The organism is Bacillus sp. I-2 (assembly GCF_001974945.1).
Lineage (GTDB): Bacteria > Bacillota > Bacilli > Bacillales > Bacillaceae > Bacillus > Bacillus safensis.
Window position 1 is genome coordinate 114,180 of record NZ_LZRW01000045.1, and the last position, 19,629, is coordinate 133,808.

The following is a 19,629-nucleotide window of genomic DNA, read 5'->3' on the forward strand; positions in this document are numbered from 1 at the left end:
GCAGTCCGGTCTTTAGATCGGTCTGCTTTTTGTTTTATAAGACAATAGAATCAAAATAATTTTAGCAAAATACTATTGCATCTTAAAAAGAAAGTGTTTAAAATACATTATAGTGAATAAATATTCAAAACAATACATGATTTTAAATACTGGGAGGCATCATCATATGAAAAAGTGGTTATTATTACTTATGACAGCTGGTCTTGCAGCTGCACTCGCAGCTTGCGGAACTTCTTCTAATAATTCAAACGCATCAGGAGATGACAAGACACTCGTGATGGCAACATCAGCAGATTATCCGCCATTTGAATCAAAAGACGGAGATAAAATTGTCGGTTTTGATGTAGATCTTGCAACAGCACTAGCGAAAAAGAACGGCTACAAGCTAGAAATTCAAGATATGGACTTTGCTAGCCTTGTATCAGCCCTCAAAACAAACAAAGCTGATATTGTCCTTGCAGGAATGACACCTACAGAAAAACGTAAAAAGCAAGTTGATTTCTCTGATGTTTATTACAATGCTAAAAACTTGGTTGTATCAAAGAAATCTAGCGGTATTAAGGCAGAGAAAGATTTAAAAGACAAAACAGTCGGCGTTCAATTAGGTTCTATTCAACAGGATGAAGCAAATGGACTGCAAAAGAAATATAACCTAACAGTTGAAGACCGTAATAAAATTTCTGATATCATTCAAGAGATCAAAGCAGGCCGTTTTGATGCAGCAATTATTGAAGATAAAGTAGCTGCTGGTTACTTGAAAAAGGAAAAAGACTTCCAAGCATTTGGATTGAACAGCTCAAACGAAGGTTCAGCCATTGCATTCAAGAAAAACAGCGACTTAACAGCGAAATTTAATAAATCATTAAAAGAAATGAAAGATAATGGCGAACTTGATAAATTAATTAAAAAATGGTTTGCTGATGAAAAGTAAGTCAGGAAAAGGATCAGCGTCATTCCAGAAAATCAAGTAGAAAAGCGCTGAAAAGTTCAACTCATGTTGAACTTTTTTCCTGTTTTGTATGAAGGCAAAAAAAAGGAGAATGTCATGTTTGATTTTAAAGATGTAATACCTCAGATGCCCTTTATTCTAGAAGGACTTAAGGTCACGCTTTCTATAGTAGTGGTATCCCTTTTACTTGGATTTATCTTAGGAATTTTATTAACGCTTTGTAAAATTAGTGTGTTTAAACCGCTCATTTGGCTTGCAGATTTTTATACGTCAATTTTCCGAGGCACACCGCTTGTGCTTCAATTGCTCATTATTTATTTTGGTCTGCCTCAGCTTCTTGGGTTTCAAATCGACCAATACTGGGCTGCTGTAGCGGCCTTTTCACTCAACTCGGCGGCATACGTATCTGAAATTATTCGTGCGGGTATTAATGCCATTGATAAAGGTCAAAAAGAAGCAGCCGTTGCTTTAGGCATCCCTTATGCTAAAATGATGAAGGACTTATTGCTTCCGCAGGCGTTTAAAAATATTTCACCTGCACTTGTGAATGAGACGATTACACTGACAAAAGAATCAGCGATTGTAACAGTCATCGGACTGGGTGATGTCATGAGACGAGCCTATCAAGCAGGGGCCGTGACGTATAATTATCTTGAACCGCTTATTTTTGCGGGTCTTATCTATTATGTCATCGTGCTTGTTCTCACCTTTGTCGGCAAATCGGTGGAAAGGAAGTTAAAATCAAATGATTAAAATAGAGAAACTCACAAAATCTTTTGGTAAAAACGAAGTTTTAAAGGGGATCGACACCACCATTAAAGAAGGGGAAGTTGTTGCGGTTATTGGACCATCTGGTTCAGGAAAATCGACGTTCCTCCGCTGCATGAATTTACTTGAAAAGCCGACTTCTGGTGTCATTACAATTAAGGACACCGAAATCACCAATCCAAAAACGAATGCACTAAAAGTGCGTGAGAACATCGGAATGGTGTTTCAGCATTTCCATCTCTTCCCGCATAAAACCGTGCTGGAAAATATCACGTATGCGCCAATGAATGTGAAGAATCAATCGAAGGAAGACAGTATCAAGCAAGCTGAAGACCTGCTCAAAAAGGTAGGGCTTTTAGAGAAAAAAGATGATTTCCCTAACCGTTTGTCCGGCGGTCAAAAGCAGCGTGTGGCGATTGCGCGTGCGCTTGCGATGACACCAGACATTATGCTGTTTGACGAACCAACGTCTGCTCTAGATCCAGAAATGGTCAAGGAAGTATTAGAAGTCATGAAAGAGCTGGCTCAATCTGGAATGACACTCGTCATCGTCACACATGAAATGGGCTTTGCAAAAGAAGTGGCTGACCGCGTGATCTTTATGGATGATGGGAAAATTGTAGAGGATGCAAACCCTGTGCAATTTTTTGAATCACCGTCTTCACAGCGTGCGCAAGACTTCTTACAAAAAATATTATAAAGAAATAAGAGAAGGAGACTTAACATCTCCTTCTTTTTTTGATTATAATGGGGAAAGTAAAAAAAGTTCATCATTTCACAAAAATGAATGGAAACAAGACAGAAAAGAGTGAATCACATCATGTTTAAAATCGGCTACCGAACGCTGAAAACAGCATTAGGAACAGCGATCGCTATTTATATTGCACAATTGCTTGGCTTGCAAAATTATTCAGCTGCCGGGATTATTACGATCCTGTGTATTCAGGTGACAAAGAAAAGATCCCTCTTAGCATCGGGAGCCCGCTTTGCAGCATGCAGTCTTGCTATTTTATTTTCTTATTTATTTTTCGATCTGATTGGGTATCATCCTTTTGTGATCGGTTTGATGCTGCTTGTCTTTATTCCGACAACGGTTTTGCTTCGAATTAAAGAAGGGATTGTCACAAGTTCAGTCATCATTCTCCATTTATACATGTCTGGCGGGATTACCCTGCATCTCATCTGGAATGAACTGCTGCTGATTACCATTGGTGTTGGGGTAGCGCTGATTATGAACCTCTATATGCCAAGTGTTGATAAAAAACTCAAACGCTACAGCGAACAGATTGAAGCCAACTTTGCTAAAATCTTTGAGGAAATCGAGCAATACTTAATGACAGGGAAACAAGACTGGACAGGAAAAGAAATACCAGAGACACATCAATTGATCAAACAAGCGAAAGCTCTTGCATATCGTGATGTTGAAAACCATGTATTAAGACATGAAAACCTGTATTACCATTATTTCAACATGAGACAAAAGCAATTTGAAATCATTGAGCGTGTGCTGCCCAAAATTACGTCGATTTCTGTCACAACGGAGCATGGACAAATCATTGCAGAATACATTAGAGACTTACGCGAACATATTCACCCAGGGAACACAGCGCATAAGTTTTTAAGACGTCTCATTGATATGAAAGAAGAGTTCGAAGCACTTCCGCTCCCGCAAACAAGAGAAGAATTTGAGGCAAGAGCGGCACTCTTTCATTTCCTTGGTGAAATGGAACAATATTTAGTACTGAAAAGCTATTTTAAAGGGATGAAAGAATAGAGACGCATGAGTTCCTCCTTCATTGGTCAATCTAATGAAAAAGGAGGAGCCTATGCGTCTTTTATTTTATACCGTACTGACCATGTCCCTTTCACCTATCTGGCCGCTTGGACAAAACCCGCTTCCAGGTGACCCGTTTGTCATTATTAATAAACAAACGAATGAACTTGCCTTCATTGATCAAGGAAAAATCCAAAAAGTATATCCTGCTTCAACAGGAAAAACAGCGGATTTAACGCCAGAAGGTGAATTTACGATTATGATCAAAGCGAAAGATCCCTATTACAGAAGAAAGAATATTGAAGGCGGTGCGAAGAATAATCCTCTTGGGCGAAGATGGATTGGATTTGATGCACGAGGAACAGATGGCAGAACCTACGGAATTCATGGAACGAGTGACGAAACATCGATTGGGAAATTTATCACGGCAGGCTGTGTGAGACTTCATAATCAAGATGTAGAGCTTTTGTTTGATCAGCTTCCAATTGGCACCAAGGTATGGATTACAAAATCAAGTGCTTCCTTTGAAACACTTGCCAAAGACAAACAGGCCATTCGTTGATATCGCGAATCACCTGCTTGTCTGCTTTTATTCAAACCTTATAAAAAGGCTGCTGCTCCTGCTAAAAGTGAAGAAACTAACAGCAGGCTAATCATAAGCAATACCATAAATTTCATGAATTTTTGAGACATATCGCACCCCTATAACCGAAGATTTTTGCGACAAGCGCACTTGTCTTTATTTTATCTGGTTTTTTCATATGCGACAAGTGATCAGCAAAGGAAGTGAACGGATGAACCAAATCGATCATATTGCCATTGCCGTCTTTTCTATTAAAGAAACATCTCAAACGCTTCATCAGCTATTTAACTGGCATTTTTCAGACATACAAGAGATTCCTGAGCAGGAGATTAAAGCGTCCTTCGCTTCACTTGATAATCTGCACATTGAATTAATTGAGCCCATCTCAGCCCGCAGTAAACTACATACCTTTTTAACAAAAAGAGGAGAGGGCCTTCATCATATTGCGTTAAAGTCAGATGACATTCAAACGGATCTTAGCCGTCTCGATCACCTTGGCGTGCAGCTTCTCCAAAAAACAGCACAGATGGGCGCCAGCGGAAAGCAGATTGCCTTTATTTCACCTAAAGAAACGTCAGGTGTGTTATTTGAATTGTGCGGGTCCTTGAAAGGAGAGAAATATTGCGATGAATGAATCGTTCAATGACTTGTCTGAATGGCGGAATAAAGCGTTAATGGGCGGCGGCGAAAAACGAGCAGCGGCTCACAGAAGCAAAGGAAAGCTGACGGTTCGAGAGCGGCTGCATGAACTTCTTGACGAGGGCAGCTTGATGGAAATTCAGTCATTTGCAACAGGCGGTCTGTCAGAGCATGTTGGTGACGGCGTCGTCATTGGAACGGGACTCATTCACGGTAAGCCTGTCTGTGTTTATGCACAAGATGCAACCGTATATGGGGGCTCATTAGGCGAAATGCATGCAAAAAAAATTGTCTCTTTAATGGATTTGGCAGCTAAAAATCAGATGCCGGTCATCGGTCTAAAAGACTCAGGTGGTGCGAGAATTCAAGAGGGTGTGGTATCATTAGAAGGATACGGACAGATTTTTAAACGGAATGTGCTGTACTCTGGTCGAATCCCGCAAATATCAGTTATTTTAGGTTCATGTGCTGGAGGAGCAGTTTATTCTCCTGCTTTGACTGATTTTGTCTTTATGACAGAGCAAACAGCTCATATGTTTTTAACTGGACCGAAAGTAATAGAAAAGGCAACAGGAGAAACGGTCTGTCCTGACCGTCTTGGCGGTGCAAGTGTTCAGCATCAGACGAGCGGGAATGTGCACTATACTGGGGAAGATGAGAAGGACGTGTTAAAAGCGGTTCGAACTCTTTTAACGTACATACAAACGAAACAGCAGGATGTCATGCACGCTGGGGCACGAAAGCATGATACCGCCGATCCAGGCAGAATTTTGCCAAAGGATCCCTCACGAACTTATGATGTCAAACAAGTGGTGACAGCGATAACCGATCCAGACTCATTCTTTGAAACGCAGCCTTGTTTCTCAAAAAATATTGTCACAGGTTTTGCCAGATTACAAGGAGCCTCCATTGGTGTTGTTGCCAATCAGCCAAAGGTGCTGGCAGGCAGCCTTGATCTTGACGCTGCCGATAAAGCGGCCAGGTTTATTCGATTTTGCGATGCGTTTCATATTCCGATCTTAACCCTTGTGGACGTTCCTGGTTTTTTACCAGGAGAAAAAGCCGAGCATGCGGGAATTATCCGCCATGGGGCAAAGCTTTTATATGCGTACGCTGAAGCAACTGTTCCAAAAATCACTGTGATTTTAAGAAAGGCGTTTGGCGGTGCATATGTCGCGATGAATAGCAAGGGCTTAGGAGCTGACTTTGTTTATGCATGGCCAGAAGCCGAAATTGATGTTATGGGGAAAACGTTCGCAGACGAAATCGTTCATCCTGCTTCGCGCAAGTCTGAAAACAAACCAAGTGTATGGAAAGCGGCTCAGGCAGGTCTGATAGATGATATTTTCATGCCGACTGAAACGAGAGAGCGATTGATCCGCTCATTTGATGTGCTTCGCAGTAAGGAAGAAGATAGACCGTTAAAAAAGCATGGCAACATGCCGCTATAAGAGGAGGAGCATCATCCATGATCAATGAAAAACGCTTACTAGACGAATTTTTAGAATTAGTTCAGGTTGATTCAGAAACAAAACACGAAGAGAAAATTGTTGAAGTATTAAAAGGAAAATTCTCGCAGCTTGGTCTAAAAGTGGTTGAAGACGATTCAAAAGCGGCAACAGGCCACGGTGCAGGCAATCTTGTCTGTACTTTAGAAGGGAATCAAGAGGCAGATACAATTTATTTCACTTCTCATATGGATACAGTTGTACCAGGGAATGGCGTAAAACCAGTCATTGAGGACGGCTATGTGAAAACAGATGGAACAACGATTCTTGGTGCTGATGATAAAACAGGACTTGCTGCTATGTTTGAGGCGATCCGCGTACTGAAAGAGAAAAATTTACCGCATGGAACAATTGAATTTGTGATCACAGCAGGCGAGGAATCAGGACTTGTTGGAGCAAAAGCGTTAGATCCGAATTTGATGACAGCGAAATACGGCTATGCCCTTGATTCAGATGGCAAGGTCGGTACGATTATTGTAGCTGCACCAACACAGGCAAAAGTACGCGCAACGATTTACGGAAAAACCGCTCACGCTGGTGTCGCGCCTGAAAAAGGTGTGTCTGCGATTACCATTGCATCAAAAGCAATTGCTAGCATGCCGCTTGGCCGGATTGATGAAGAAACAACGGCGAATATCGGCCGTTTTGAAGGCGGAACACAAACGAATATTGTGTGCGACCAAGTTGATATTTTGGCGGAAGCACGCTCTTTAGAACCAGCAAAAATGGAAGCTCAAGTAGCGAAGATGAAAGAAGCCTTTGAAAAAACCGCTAAAGAAATGGGCGGAAGTGCCGATGTACAAATTGACATCATGTATCCAGGCTTCAAATTCTCACACGGCGATCAAGTCGTAGAAGTGGCGAAAAAAGCGGCAGCAAAAATTGGCCGTCCTTCAGAACTGCAGACGAGCGGCGGAGGCAGTGATGCAAACGTCATTGCAGGCAACGGCGTCCCAACTGTCAACCTAGCTGTTGGATATGAAGATATTCATACGAAAAATGAGAAAATGCCGATTGAAGAATTAGTCAAAACAGCTGAAATGGTTCTCGCCATTATCGAAGAAACGACAAATCCATCGTAAAGGCAGGAGACTCTGTGAGCACGCAAAAGATTATTATTTTTCAGGTGGGGCAAGAGGAGTTTGGCATCAGTGTAGAGCATATTCGTTCGATTGAGAAGGTCCCTTACTTACAAGAAGTATCGAACCTTCCAAAAGAAATTAAAGGGCTGATGTCACTAAGAGGAGAGGTCATTCCTGTCAGTGATACAGGCGTGATGCTTCACGGAAAGCCTCTTGATGTGAACGAGCAGTCCAAGGTGCTGTTATTTGAAGTAAACGATCAAATGATTGGCTGTCTTGTCTCAGATGCAAAAGATATCATCGATATCGAGCAAAGCGAGATCAAGCCATTTCATATGAACACGAAGGCCTCAGAATATTTCTTCGGCGTTGTGGAGAGAGAAAACAAAATGATTTTACAAGTGGACCCAAATAAGTTCCTTGGGAAAATTGAGGACCTCGATCAATTGCCAGACCGGTTGAAAGAAGAATTGGCATAATGAAAAACCCCTTATCTTTAAATAAGGGGTTTATTTTTATTCAGCAGCTGGTTTGGCTTGTTCGTTAGCCGCAGCTTTCGTTTTTGATTTTTGGTACATGACATTTAAAATAATCGTTTGAATCGTGAGTAATAGTCCGCTTGTCATCCAGTATAAAGGAAGAGCAGCGGGTGCATTGATTGAAAGAAACAGCATCATGATTGGGAAAATCATGCCCATTACTTTCGCTTGCTTCAGCGCAGCTTCTGTCTGGGTGCCTGATTGCTTCGCATATTTTTGCGTGACATAAAATTGCAAGAAATACATAGCCCCTGCAAAGACCGCTACCAATAAATCGGTTTGTCCCAAGTTAAACCATAAGAACGTATGAGTTGCGATCTCAGGTGTTGAGCGGATCGCTGAATAAAAGCCAAGAACAATTGGAATTTGAATCAGCATAGGCAGACAGCCCATTGCCAGCGGGTTCACATTGTTCTCTTTATATACTTTCATCATTTCCATTTGCAGTTCTTTTTGTTTTTCAGGATCTTTCGTTTTCTTCAATTTGCTTTGTATTTGGTCAATCTGAGGTTTCACCAGTGCCATTTTTTCCTGCATGACTCTTTGCTTCTTAAATTGATTCGCAAAAAGCGGGAAAATCAGCAGGCGGACAATCAAGGTGACAAACATAATGGATAAACCATAATCATCATGGAAAAAGTTCGCAAGCCAAATGATCAGCTCAGAAAAAGGCTGAACAAAATAATGATGGAAAAACCCATCAGAGCTCGTATTCGTTTGCGCACTCGCTGCAAATGCAGGTGACGCAATCATCATCAAACATAAAGTCGTAAAAACAGTCAATAAACGTTTCAATTCGTTTCCTCCTCATGATTAAAAAATTTAATTAGTGAGAGGAAGCGAATGGTCTTCATCATCATTAGATGATCTTTTCATTCGAATGACTTTACTAATCCAAGTTGTAATGCGATCATATATGATAAACAGAAAGTCTGTTCGATTCAAGCAAGATGCGTCCAACTCTTCCAAACGATGTCCACCAAGGTGTTCGTTCATACGGCAGTCTTTTAGTAAAAACGCAATGCCGATGGCCGTCAGCGCTGGAAGAATAATCGTAAAGAATTCAACAAGGAAAAAGACTTCATTGAATGTATCAATAATCATGATTATCACATCCATTTCATTACTCACAGTGTACTATACACTATATGAAATGTCTATTGGAACAAACATGAAGTAACCATAGTCAATAAATGTAGGAGGCAGGCAAATGGTTGATTCTCAAAGAAAGGGTCGAATTATTTTTCATATTGATATGAATAGTTTTTATGCATCGGTCGAAATGGCGTATGATCCTTCTTTGCGAGGGAAACCTTTAGCCATCAGCGGAAATGCAAAAGAGCGTAAAGGGATTGTTGTGACGTGCAGCTACGAGGCAAGAGCACTAGGTGTGAAGCCCCCGATGCCTTTGTGGGAGGCGAAGCGGCTATGTCCGGGACTCATTGTCCGCACACCGAACTTTGACCGGTACCGCAGCTCCTCACAAGAGATGTTTACAATACTAAGAGAATACAGTGATTTAGTCGAACCTGTATCGATTGATGAGGGCTATATTGATTTAACGCATACGCCATATGCCGAGCATGCGGTAAAAACGGCTCATGATATTCAAACAAGGCTTGTAGAGGAACTGATGCTTCCTTCAAGTATCGGCATTGCACCGAATAAATTTTTAGCGAAAATGGCGTCTAATTGGAAAAAGCCAATGGGCATCACCATATTGCGTAAACGAGATGTTCCAAACATGCTCTGGCCGCTCCCTGCTGGTGACATGCACGGGGTTGGACAAAAAACGGCAGATAAATTGAAAAAGATCGGAATTCATACCATTGAAGACTTAGCGAAAGCGAATGAGTATACGCTAAAAGAATTGCTTGGCATTAATGGACCGAGATTAAAGCAAAAGGCGAATGGTGAACATGACGGTATCGTAGACCCAGAAAGAATATACGAATTTAAATCCGTCGGCAATTCATCCACTCTGCCTCATGATTCGGATGATTCAGATGAACTTGTCACGTTAATTGATAAGCTGTCACAATCTGTGAGTGCAAGGTTACGGAGAAAAGAAGTAATGGCGAACCGGCTGCTTATCATGATTCGGTATGCAAGCTGGAAAAATATCACGCGAAGTGTCATGCTCACAAATCCAACGGATCGAAAGGAAGATATATTTGAAGCAGCAAAGCAGTTATTCCTTAAACATTGGAATGACCAGCCAGTGAGGCTCTTAGGTGTGACGGGGACAGACCTTGTCGAACGAAAAGCAGCTGTTAAACAGCTTGATTTATTTTCATATACAGAAGATGCAAAAGAAGAGCCCCTCCAAACCATTTTAGATGGATTGAAGGAAAAATATGGAAAATCATTGGTACAAAGAGGGATCACCATTAAGGAAAAAGAGAGCAAAACAAGCGGGACAAGTTTTAATAAAGATTTTTTTCAGGACGAAAGAGGAAATGACTAGCCTGAAAACTTGATAAAAGAGGTGATGTTGTGGTAATTTCAAAGGGTACATCATTTCAGCAGTAATCAATATAGTGTGTTAGAAGGGACGTCAGAATTATGTCAAAACAACAAATCGGTGTGGTTGGACTAGCCGTTATGGGGAAAAACCTTGCCCTCAATATTGAAAGCCGCGGTTTCTCCGTATCCGTTTATAACAGATCTAGCAGCAAAACAGAAGAGTTTCTTCAAGAAGCAGAAGGAAAAAACGTTGTTGGCACATACAGCATCGAAGAATTTGTTCAGTCGCTTGAAACACCGCGTAAAATTCTTTTAATGGTAAAAGCTGGTGCAGCAACAGATGCAACCATTCAATCATTACTTCCTCACCTAGAGAAAGGTGACATTTTAATTGATGGTGGAAATACATATTACAAGGATACACAAAGACGTAACCAAGAGCTTGCAGAAAGTGGTATTCACTTCATTGGTACAGGTGTTTCCGGCGGTGAAGAAGGTGCGCTAAAAGGTCCTTCCATCATGCCAGGCGGTCAAAAAGAAGCGCATGAGCTAGTGAAACCAATCTTAGAAGCGATCTCTGCGAAAGTAGATGGCGAGCCTTGTACAACGTATATCGGCCCAGATGGAGCAGGACATTATGTCAAAATGGTTCATAACGGTATCGAGTACGGAGATATGCAATTGATCTCTGAATCATACTTTATCTTGAAGCATGTTGCTGGTTTGTCAGCAGGGGAGCTTCATGAAGTATTCTCAGAGTGGAATAAAGGCGAGCTTGACAGCTATTTAATCGAAATTACAGCTGACATTTTCACAAAAGTGGATGAAGAAACAAACCAGCCGCTTGTGGATGTGATCTTAGATAAAGCTGGTCAAAAAGGAACTGGAAAATGGACAAGCAAAAGCTCACTTGATCTAGGTGTCCCGCTTCCAATCATTACTGAGTCTGTTTTTGCGCGCTACATTTCTGCAATGAAAGATGAGCGTGTGGAAGCAAGTCAATTGATCGAAGGTCCAGAGCCGGCGCAATCAGCTGAGAACAAACAAGAGCTGATCGAAGCGGTTAGAAAAGCCCTATTCATGAGTAAAATCTGCTCTTACGCACAAGGCTTTGCGCAAATGAAAGCAGCGTCTGATGAATATAACTGGGATTTAAAATACGGTGAAATTGCGATGATCTTCCGCGGCGGATGTATCATTCGTGCAGCCTTCTTACAACAAATTAAAGAAGCATATGACCGTAATCCTGAACTGAAAAACCTATTGCTTGATCCATACTTTAAGGATATTGCTCAAAACTATCAATCATCACTTCGTAAAGTCATTTCACTTGCAGTGGAACAAGGAGTTCCTGTTCCTTCATTCTCAAGTGCACTTGCTTACTTTGATAGCTATCGCACAGCTGTCCTTCCAGCGAATTTAATTCAAGCACAGCGTGACTATTTCGGTGCACATACGTATGAGCGCACAGATAAAGAAGGTGTATTCCATACTGAATGGATGAAATAAATAAAGAACGACTGAAAAACCTTACCTTTGGTAAGGTTTTTTTGTTTGCATCTTTTCGGCTAAAAATGCGAAAAAGAGGGATGCTATGTAAAAAAGACAAGAAAGTAGGGATAGAAGTGGGCATCTTATATGCACTTCTCCCAGCGATATTTTGGGGAAGTATTGTTCTCATCAGTGTCAAACTAGGCGGGAATGCGTATCAACAAACCCTCGGCATTACGCTCGGCGCATTTTTATTTTCGATTGCTGCCTTTTTCATCAAAATGCCAGAGCTGACACCGCTTATTTTTGCGGTTTCCGTCATTTCAGGCATCTTCTGGAGTATTGGACAAATGAATCAGCTTTCAAGTGTTGCTTTTCTCGGTGTGTCTAAAGCGGTTCCTTTATCAACGGGCATGCAGCTTGTGAGCACAACGCTATTTGGCGTCATGGTCTTCAAAGAATGGCAGACGATGACGGTCATACTCATTGGTTCTTGCGCCATTTTACTGATCATTGCAGGTGTTGTGATGACATCGCTCGGTCAAAAAAAGAATGGCGGCGGGAATGGGAGAGGCAATTTTAAAAAAGGGATCATTATTCTGCTCATCTCAACCGTTGGCTACGTCGGATATGTCGTCATTTTAAGATGGTTTGATATTGATGGCTGGTCTGCACTTGTCCCGCAATCTGTCGGTATGCTGCTTTCATCCTTAGCGATTAGTTTAAAGCAGGACCCATTTAGTAAATATACGTTTAGAAATATCATTGCCGGCCTAGTTTGGTCAACAGGAAATCTTGGTCTGCTGTTGGCCATTCCATTAATCGGTGTAGCCGTAAGCTTTTCGATGTCACAAACAGGGATTGTCATCTCAACGCTAGGCGGCATTTATTTATTAAAAGAGAAAGCATCTAGAACAAGCTTTGTCATTGCAGGCTGCTTGATGATTATTGCAGGCGGTGTGCTGCTAGGCTTTACAAAATAGGAGGTTACACGAATGTATCCAGATTTAGAAGGAAAAACAGTTCTGATTACAGGTGCAGGTACAGGGATTGGTCAAGCGATGGCCCGCCGATTTGGACAAGAAAAAGCCAATGTGGTGATTAATTACTTCTCTGATAAAGAAAATCCGGATGATACCATTGCAGAAATTCAAAAACATGGCGGACAGGCTGTGAAAATCAAGGGAGACGTATCAAAGGAAGATGATATGCAGGCGATGATTGATAAAGCCGTTGATACATTCGGCATTCTTGATGTGATGATTAATAACGCAGGCATTGAAAATGAAGTACCCTCTACAGAAATGACGCTGGATAATTGGAACAAAGTGATGGCTACCAATTTAACAGGTATGTTTCTAGGATGCCGTGATGCACTGAAGTATATGACGGATCATGGGATAGAAGGCTCGATCATTAATATGTCGTCGGTTCATCAGCAAATTCCTTGGCCTCATTTCGTGCATTATGCAGCTAGTAAAGGAGGCGCCAAGCTTTTGACAGAAACATTGGCCCTTGAATATGCCCCTAAAAAAATCCGTGTAAACAGCATTGCACCAGGCGCCATTGATACTCCGATTAATGCGGAGAAATTCAATGATCCAGCATTGAAAAAAGGCGTGATTGAGCTGATTCCAATCGGCTATATTGGAAAGCCAGAAGAAGTGGCAGCATGCGCTGTCTGGCTGGCATCAAAAGAGGCGAGCTATGTCACAGGCCTGACGTTATATGTAGACGGCGGCATGACAAAGTATCCAGGGTTCCAGGCAGGAAAAGGATAAGACAATGAAGACAAAGAGCGTACAATACGCTCTTTTTTTATATTAAATACAGACAAATGAAATTAAATGTCTAGACATTTAAAAATAAAAATATATAATATTAATTGGAAGCGCTTTTATTACAACAATGGGGTGAGAGAAATGAAACGTATTTTATTAGCATGCAGTTCGGGAATGTCTACGAGTTTACTAGTGACAAAGATGAAAGCACATGCCGATTCAATTGGGGACGAAGCAGAAATTTGGGCAGTTGGTCAAGATCAAGCAAAAAAAGAAATGGCGAATGCAGATGTTGTGTTAATCGGACCGCAAATGAGCTTCTTAAAAGGAGACCTTCAAAAAGAAGCAACAAAATACGGGATTGAGGTAGAGGTCATTGATATGCAGGCATACGGGCTTGCCGATGGACAAAAAGCGTATGAACAGGCACTTACATTGATGGGGGAATCTTAAAGGATGGAAAAGAAAACACTCGAAGGGCTCACGGAGGAACAAGTGAGCTTTCAATTGATCTTACACAGCGGGAATGCACGCAGCAAATTGCTTCAGGCTCTGAAACAATATCGAGAAGGTCTAGAAGAAGAAGCTTTTGGTCTTATGAAAGAAGCGGAAGAAGATTTACGGCTTGCACATGACATCCATTTTCAACTCGTGCAGAAAGAGGCAGGCGGAGAAAGGGCATCCTTTTCCTTACTGCTCATGCACGCTGAAGATCATTTAATGTCGACCATTACCATCAAGGAGCTTGTGGGAGAGCTCCTGCCGATATTCCAATCGCTTAAACAATAAAGGGTGTAAACAAGGGGGGAAACCAATGTTTGATAAAATAAGTGCCATTTTGGTTCCGATTGCTGGGAGATTGAACAACAACCGCTATTTAGGCGTATTACGTGATGCCTTTATGCTTGCGTTCCCGCTCACCATCTTTGGTTCCATTATGGTTGTGCTGATGAATTTGCCATTTTTAGATAAAATCATGAGTAAAACCGTACTGGAAGGCGTCCAGTCTGCACTGAATATCGCACCGAGTGCGACCATCAGCATTATGAGTGTGTTTGTTGTATTTGGGATCGGCTACTATTTATCAAAAAGCTATGATGTAGAAGCTGTCTTTGGCGGCGTGATTGCTTTAGCCTCTTTCTTGCTTCTAACTCCGTTTTTACTAGAACAAGAAGGCGGTGCAACGATTGCAGGCGTTATCCCAGTTGATCGTTTAGGTGCAAAGGGGATGTTCCTAGGAATGATCACAGGCTTTTTGTCTGCTGAAATTTATCGTTATTTTGTCCAGAAGAAATTTGTGATCAATATGCCGCAAGGGGTTCCGCCAGCTGTTTCCAAGTCTTTTGCTGCACTGATCCCGGCTACTTTGACACTTACAACCTTTTTGTTCATTAATATCATCATTACACAAGGCTTCAAAACAAATATGCATGATTTGATTTATCATGCTATTCAGGCGCCGCTTGTTGGTCTTGGAAGCGGTATCATTCCGACCTTGATCGCGGTTTTCTTTATACAAATTCTTTGGTTCTTTGGGCTCCACGGCCAAATTATTATCAACTCTGTCATGGATCCGATTTGGAATACATTGTCCATTCAAAACCTAGAGAGCTACACAAAAACAGGTGAGGTTCCTAATATCATCAGCAAGCAGTTTATTGAAATCTATACGGTTGGAATGGGTGGAACCGGTATGACGCTTGCTGTTGTGTTTACGATTTTAATTTTCCTGAAAAGTAAGCAATTAAAACAAGTAGCCAAGCTTGGCTTAGGACCAGGATTATTTAACGTCAATGAACCGATTATCTTCGGTTTACCGATTGTCATGAATCCGCTTATTCTCATTCCGTGGATTTTGGCGCCAATGGTCATTACATGTATTACTTATTTTGCGATGGCATCAGGCATTGTACCGCCGCCGACAGGCGTGAATATCCCATGGACAGTGCCGATCTTTATTAGCGGAATGATGGCAACAAATTCACTAGCAGGCGGTCTGCTTCAGTTGTTTAACCTGATGATTGTGTTTGTCATTTGGTTCCCGTTCCTGAAATTTATTGACCGTATGAATGTGAAAAATGAAAAAATAACGACAACAGAAAAAACGAAGGCAGCAAACATCAAAGGTGAAGGAGACTCAATACATGTCGATGGAAACTAATAAGCAATCATATACATTTCCAGAAGGTTTCTGGTGGGGATCTTCTGCTTCTGCGACGCAAACAGAAGGGAGCGTCCCCGGCGATGGAAAGGGACCGAACATTTGGGATCATTGGTTTGAACAAGAGCCGACTCGTTTTTTTGATGGCGTAGGGCCGAACGTGACATCTCAATTTTATCGAAAATATAAAGAGGATATCCGTCTCATGAAAGAAATTGGCCACAATTCATTTCGGCTGTCGATTTCATGGTCACGCCTTTTACCTGAAGGAACAGGTGCTGTGAATGAAGAAGCGGTGTCTTTTTATAATGATGTGATCAATGAACTGATTGCACATGATATCGAGCCATTTGTGAACCTATACCATTTCGATATGCCAATGGCGCTGCAGGAGAAAGGTGGCTGGGTGAACAGACAGGTGGTCGATGATTATGTGAGCTATGCAACATTATGCTTCCAATTATTTGGCGACCGGGTAAAAAAATGGTTTACCCATAACGAACCGATTGTTCCTGTAGAAGGCGGATATATGTATAGCTTTCATTATCCAAACGAAGTCGATTTCCAAAAGGCTGTACAGGTCGGTTTTCATGAACTTTTATCAAATGCGAAGGCGATTGCGGCTTATAAAAAGCTGCAGCAAGGAGGTAAGATTGGCATCATTCTAAACCTGACTCCTTCGTACCCGCGAAGCCAGCATCCGCGCGATGTAGAAGCAGCAGAGATGGCCGATGCTTTCTTTAACCGTTCCTTCTTAGATCCTGCGGTGAAGGGGCATTTCCCGGAAAAGCTAGTAGAAGTCTTAAAGAAAGAAGGCTTTATGCCAAGTATGGAAGAAGGGGACCTTGAGCTCATTCGAGAGAATACGATTGATCTTCTAGGCATCAACTATTATCAGCCAAGAAGAGTGAAAGCGAAAGAGCATATGCCGCATCCTCAAGCACCATTTATGCCGAACCATTATTTTGATTCTTTTGAGATGCCGGGGAGAAAAATGAATGTGTATCGAGGCTGGGAAATCTATGAAAAGGGCATTTACGACATATTGAAAAAAGTCCAAACAGACTATGATAATATTGAATGCTTTATTTCTGAAAATGGAATGGGCGTCGAAGGGGAAGAGCGGTTTAAGGATGAAGAAGGAATGATTCATGACGATTACCGCATTGACTTTATTTCTGAGCATCTCAAATGGGTGCATCAAGCCATTCAAGAAGGAAGCAATGTGAAAGGCTATCATCTATGGACCTTTATGGACAACTGGTCCTGGTCGAATGCATATAAAAATCGTTATGGATTTGTCTCAGTTGATCTTCAAAAAGACGGGAAACGAACGATTAAGAAAAGCGGATACTGGTTTCAATCCGTTTCAAAGAATAACGGTTTTTAATCAAAATACTTGCTCTTTCCTTGAAAAGAGCAAGTATTTTTCTTATGTGACGGTAAGTGGATGAAACAAAAATGGCTGGCACCTTTTAAGCTCACATCCCTTAGTGTAAAATGAGAGGAAGGCTAAAAAACGCCATATTTCCTTCTAGAATAAAGCGCTATGAAAAAACAAGTCAGTTGGTGGTGTGAGATGAAGAAGTACGAACTCATTTCAGAAGAAATCAGAAAACGAATAGGAACAGCCTATTATCCAGAAGATCAACCCATTCCAGATGAAAACTCGCTTGCCGCCGAATTTCAATGCAGCAGAATGACAATGAAACGTGCGCTTGATCTTCTCGTTGCAGAAGGTCTGCTCTTTAGAAAAAGAGGCCACGGTACATTTATTGTAAAGGCAGCGCTCAATCAAGGGGCAATCAATGTATCGGGCCATGAAAATAAAGGGTTCACAAAAGTCATGGCGGATAAAAACGTCACGACTCAAATCATTCATTTTGATGTCCATTTTCCAAGCGAAGAGGTGGCAGCCCATCTATCTATTGACTCAACCACACCTGTTTATGATATCATCCGGCTCCGTCTCGTGGATGAAGAGCCTTATGTATTAGAAAAAACGTTTATGCCTGTCAATCTCATTAAAGGTATAGATGAAGAAGTTCTACTGGGTTCTATCTATGGCTACATTTCAAATCAGCTTCATTTAAAAATAGCAGGAGCGCACAAGAAAATTAGAGCGGCTAAATCAGATCAGCTGGATCAGCAGTATTTAGGGTGTGACCCAACAGATCCTGTGCTTGAAGTCGAGCAGGTTGCTTATTTAAACGCAGGGCAGCCGTTTGAATACTCATTTAGCCATCATCGCTATGATAAATTTGACTTTTCAACGGTTGAAATCACGAAAACAGGACGTTAAAAAAAGAGCAGAACCCCCAAGGGAGACTGCTCTTTTTTCATATGATTTTATATATTCCACCAATGGTATCCATCTTTTTCTAGAAGCTCATCAGCTTCTTTCGGTCCCATAGAACCAGCAGGATAGTTTGGTTTTAATGTTTTGCTTTCTGCCCATTTCTCAGAAATCGGATCAACGAAGTTCCAAGAAAGTGCCACCTCGTCCCAGTGAGCAAAGTTTGTTGCATCGCCTAGCAAGCAGTCATGAATCAGCTTTTCATATGCTTCTGGTGTATTCATGATGTCGTTATAGTTTGTTTGGTAGTCGAGCTTAATCGGTTTCGCATACGTTCCGCCATCCAGCTTGCGAGCATTCAGGTGAAGGGTGATGCCTTCATCTGGCTGAATGTGAATGACAAGTAAGTTTGGATGCATGGCATTCCCGTTTCCATAGTACAGGTTCATTGGAATGTCTTTAAATTGAACTACGATTTGAGTAGATTTCTTTTCTAACCGTTTTCCTGTCCGAATGTAAAATGGCACCCCGGCCCATCTAAAGTTATCAATCAGCAGTTTCCCTGCCACAAATGTTTCTGTGTTTGAGTTCGGGTCAACATTTTGCTCTTTCAGATAAGAAGGAACCTCGCTGCCATCAATCGTACCAGTATCATACTGTCCACGGACAAAGAATTGATCGACCTCATCTTTAGAAAAAGGACGAAGAGCGCGCAATACTTTCCGTTTTTCGCTGCGGATTTCCTCTGTATTGAGTTTAATTGGCGGCTCCATTGCTAAAAGGGCAACCATTTGAAGCATATGGTTTTGGACCATATCTCTTAGTGCACCAGAATTTTCGTAATATCGAGCCCGGTCTTCAACCCCTAATGACTCACTGGATGTAATTTGAATGTTTGAGATATAGCGGTTTGTCCAAAGCGGTTCAAAGATGGCATTCGCAAAGCGGATGACCTCAATGTTTTGAACCATTTGTTTACCAAGGTAGTGGTCAATACGATAAATTTGATCTTCTGTGAATGCATCACGAATTTCTTCATTTAAAGTTTTGGCACTTGGCAGATCATGCCCAAATGGCTTTTCAATGACAAGTCGTGACCAGCCGGTTGTTTCTGATACGCCCTCACTCTTTAGGAACTTCGCAATCGTTCCGAAGAATTCCGGTGCCATAGCTAAATAGAACATGCGGTTATTTGGAATACTGTACGTATCTTCAAGGCCTGTTAAAAGCGTGTTAAGCGATTGATAGGAAGCAGGGCTTGATACGTCAAAATCGTGATAATAGAAATGTGAAATGAATTCCTCTGTTTTCGCTTCTGCATCATCAGAAGAAACAGATTCCTTCACCACAGCTCTGAGGTCCTCATGAGACCACGGACGGCGTCCAACTCCGACAACAGCGAATTGATCACCTAGCTTTCCGCTATGATAAAGTCTATGTATAGAAGGGTAGAGCTTGCGTTTGGCAAGGTCTCCTGTTGCGCCAAAAATGACAATGACTGCTTTAGGGTTGTTAGTTTCTGTATTCACGAGAAGTACCTCACTTTATTCGTAGCATTGTTGTAAAAACCGAGAATGTATGTACATTTTCTT

Annotated in this window: 22 protein-coding genes; 18 read left to right on the forward strand and 4 right to left on the reverse strand. The window is 41.6% G+C overall.

Going from position 1 to position 19,629, the window contains the following annotated elements; genetic code table 11:
- Positions 1 to 166 precede the first annotated feature (166 nt).
- The 5 genes from BAE31_RS16995 (at position 167) to BAE31_RS17015 (ending at position 4,053) form a co-directional block, all read left to right on the forward strand.
- Positions 167 to 931: a transporter substrate-binding domain-containing protein gene (locus BAE31_RS16995; protein ID WP_024422920.1), complete on the forward strand. Its 765-nt coding sequence runs from the start codon at positions 167 to 169 to the stop codon at positions 929 to 931.
- Between the two features lie 114 nt (positions 932 to 1,045).
- The gene (gene artQ, locus BAE31_RS17000) at positions 1,046 to 1,702 is read left to right on the forward strand and encodes an arginine ABC transporter permease ArtQ (RefSeq protein WP_024422919.1); all 657 of its coding nucleotides are present in this window, start codon (positions 1,046 to 1,048) and stop codon (positions 1,700 to 1,702) included.
- Positions 1,695 to 2,417, forward strand: a complete 723-nt coding sequence (artM, locus tag BAE31_RS17005) for an arginine ABC transporter ATP-binding protein ArtM (protein ID WP_041106813.1) — start codon at positions 1,695 to 1,697, stop codon at positions 2,415 to 2,417. The genes artQ and artM overlap by 8 nt, the downstream gene beginning before the upstream one ends.
- 120 nt (positions 2,418 to 2,537) lie before the next feature.
- Positions 2,538 to 3,491 carry an aromatic acid exporter family protein gene (locus tag BAE31_RS17010; protein WP_041106811.1) on the forward strand — a complete coding sequence of 318 codons (954 nt, stop codon included), beginning with the start codon at positions 2,538 to 2,540 and terminating at the stop codon, positions 3,489 to 3,491.
- Between the two features lie 52 nt (positions 3,492 to 3,543).
- Positions 3,544 to 4,053: a L,D-transpeptidase gene (locus BAE31_RS17015; RefSeq protein ID WP_041106809.1), complete on the forward strand. Its 510-nt coding sequence runs from the start codon at positions 3,544 to 3,546 to the stop codon at positions 4,051 to 4,053.
- Positions 4,054 to 4,091: 38 nt separating this feature from the next.
- On the opposite strand, the gene prli42 is transcribed toward BAE31_RS17015, so the two are convergent.
- Positions 4,092 to 4,184, reverse strand: coding sequence for a stressosome-associated protein Prli42 (gene prli42, locus BAE31_RS20060; RefSeq protein ID WP_149126490.1), 93 nt, complete (start codon positions 4,182 to 4,184; stop codon positions 4,092 to 4,094).
- Positions 4,185 to 4,285: 101 nt separating this feature from the next.
- On the opposite strand from prli42, the gene mce reads away from it, so the two are divergent.
- Genes mce through BAE31_RS17035 form a run of 4 tightly spaced genes read left to right on the forward strand, consistent with a single transcriptional unit; the run spans position 4,286 to position 7,782 of the window.
- The gene (mce, locus tag BAE31_RS17020) at positions 4,286 to 4,708 is read left to right on the forward strand and encodes a methylmalonyl-CoA epimerase (protein ID WP_041106807.1); all 423 of its coding nucleotides are present in this window, start codon (positions 4,286 to 4,288) and stop codon (positions 4,706 to 4,708) included.
- Entirely contained in the window at positions 4,701 to 6,164 is a 1,464-nt protein-coding gene (locus BAE31_RS17025; protein ID WP_080769498.1) for an acyl-CoA carboxylase subunit beta, read from the forward strand. Before mce ends, BAE31_RS17025 begins: the two co-directional genes overlap by 8 nt.
- Positions 6,165 to 6,181: 17 nt before the next feature.
- On the forward strand, positions 6,182 to 7,303 hold the full coding sequence (locus BAE31_RS17030) for a M20/M25/M40 family metallo-hydrolase (protein WP_041106803.1): 1,122 nt from the start codon (positions 6,182 to 6,184) through the stop codon (positions 7,301 to 7,303).
- Between the two features lie 14 nt (positions 7,304 to 7,317).
- Positions 7,318 to 7,782, forward strand: a complete 465-nt coding sequence (locus tag BAE31_RS17035; protein ID WP_024422912.1) for a chemotaxis protein CheW — start codon at positions 7,318 to 7,320, stop codon at positions 7,780 to 7,782.
- Positions 7,783 to 7,818: 36 nt separating this feature from the next.
- Here the strand turns inward: BAE31_RS17035 and BAE31_RS17040 are convergent, their stop codons facing one another.
- Entirely contained in the window at positions 7,819 to 8,637 is an 819-nt protein-coding gene (locus tag BAE31_RS17040; protein ID WP_025093006.1) for a membrane protein insertase YidC, read from the reverse strand.
- Positions 8,638 to 8,664: 27 nt separating this feature from the next.
- Positions 8,665 to 8,946, reverse strand: a complete 282-nt coding sequence (locus BAE31_RS17045) for a hypothetical protein (protein WP_024422910.1) — start codon at positions 8,944 to 8,946, stop codon at positions 8,665 to 8,667.
- Between the two features lie 106 nt (positions 8,947 to 9,052).
- Here BAE31_RS17045 and BAE31_RS17050 point away from each other — a divergent pair, with 106 nt between their 5' ends.
- The 9 genes from BAE31_RS17050 to BAE31_RS17090 all read left to right on the forward strand — a co-directional run bounded on the left by BAE31_RS17050 (position 9,053) and on the right by BAE31_RS17090 (position 18,043).
- The gene (locus BAE31_RS17050; protein ID WP_041106801.1) at positions 9,053 to 10,309 is read left to right on the forward strand and encodes a DNA polymerase IV; all 1,257 of its coding nucleotides are present in this window, start codon (positions 9,053 to 9,055) and stop codon (positions 10,307 to 10,309) included.
- 98 nt (positions 10,310 to 10,407) lie between these two features.
- Complete coding sequence (gene gndA, locus BAE31_RS17055) at positions 10,408 to 11,817, forward strand: NADP-dependent phosphogluconate dehydrogenase (protein ID WP_024428028.1); 1,410 nt, start codon at positions 10,408 to 10,410, stop codon at positions 11,815 to 11,817.
- A 116-nt stretch (positions 11,818 to 11,933) separates the two neighbouring features.
- Positions 11,934 to 12,782 (forward strand): GRP family sugar transporter, encoded by an 849-nt coding sequence (locus tag BAE31_RS17060; RefSeq protein ID WP_025093008.1) that lies wholly within the window; start codon positions 11,934 to 11,936, stop codon positions 12,780 to 12,782.
- A 12-nt stretch (positions 12,783 to 12,794) separates the two neighbouring features.
- Positions 12,795 to 13,580, forward strand: coding sequence for a glucose 1-dehydrogenase (locus tag BAE31_RS17065; RefSeq protein ID WP_076840987.1), 786 nt, complete (start codon positions 12,795 to 12,797; stop codon positions 13,578 to 13,580).
- Positions 13,581 to 13,721: 141 nt separating this feature from the next.
- The gene (locus BAE31_RS17070) at positions 13,722 to 14,033 is read left to right on the forward strand and encodes a PTS sugar transporter subunit IIB (RefSeq protein ID WP_024422905.1); all 312 of its coding nucleotides are present in this window, start codon (positions 13,722 to 13,724) and stop codon (positions 14,031 to 14,033) included.
- A 3-nt stretch (positions 14,034 to 14,036) separates the two neighbouring features.
- On the forward strand, positions 14,037 to 14,369 hold the full coding sequence (locus BAE31_RS17075) for a PTS sugar transporter subunit IIA (RefSeq protein WP_041109730.1): 333 nt from the start codon (positions 14,037 to 14,039) through the stop codon (positions 14,367 to 14,369).
- 25 nt (positions 14,370 to 14,394) lie between these two features.
- Positions 14,395 to 15,741, forward strand: a complete 1,347-nt coding sequence (gene celB / locus BAE31_RS17080) for a PTS cellobiose transporter subunit IIC (protein WP_034280299.1) — start codon at positions 14,395 to 14,397, stop codon at positions 15,739 to 15,741.
- The gene (locus tag BAE31_RS17085; protein ID WP_041109727.1) at positions 15,725 to 17,131 is read left to right on the forward strand and encodes a glycoside hydrolase family 1 protein; all 1,407 of its coding nucleotides are present in this window, start codon (positions 15,725 to 15,727) and stop codon (positions 17,129 to 17,131) included. Before celB ends, BAE31_RS17085 begins: the two co-directional genes overlap by 17 nt.
- Before the next feature lie 189 nt (positions 17,132 to 17,320).
- Positions 17,321 to 18,043, forward strand: a complete 723-nt coding sequence (locus BAE31_RS17090) for a GntR family transcriptional regulator (protein WP_024422902.1) — start codon at positions 17,321 to 17,323, stop codon at positions 18,041 to 18,043.
- Positions 18,044 to 18,090: 47 nt separating this feature from the next.
- Here BAE31_RS17090 and zwf read toward each other — a convergent pair whose 3' ends face one another.
- On the reverse strand, positions 18,091 to 19,566 hold the full coding sequence (gene zwf / locus BAE31_RS17095; protein ID WP_024428033.1) for a glucose-6-phosphate dehydrogenase: 1,476 nt from the start codon (positions 19,564 to 19,566) through the stop codon (positions 18,091 to 18,093).
- Between the last annotated feature and the right edge of the window lie 63 nt (positions 19,567 to 19,629).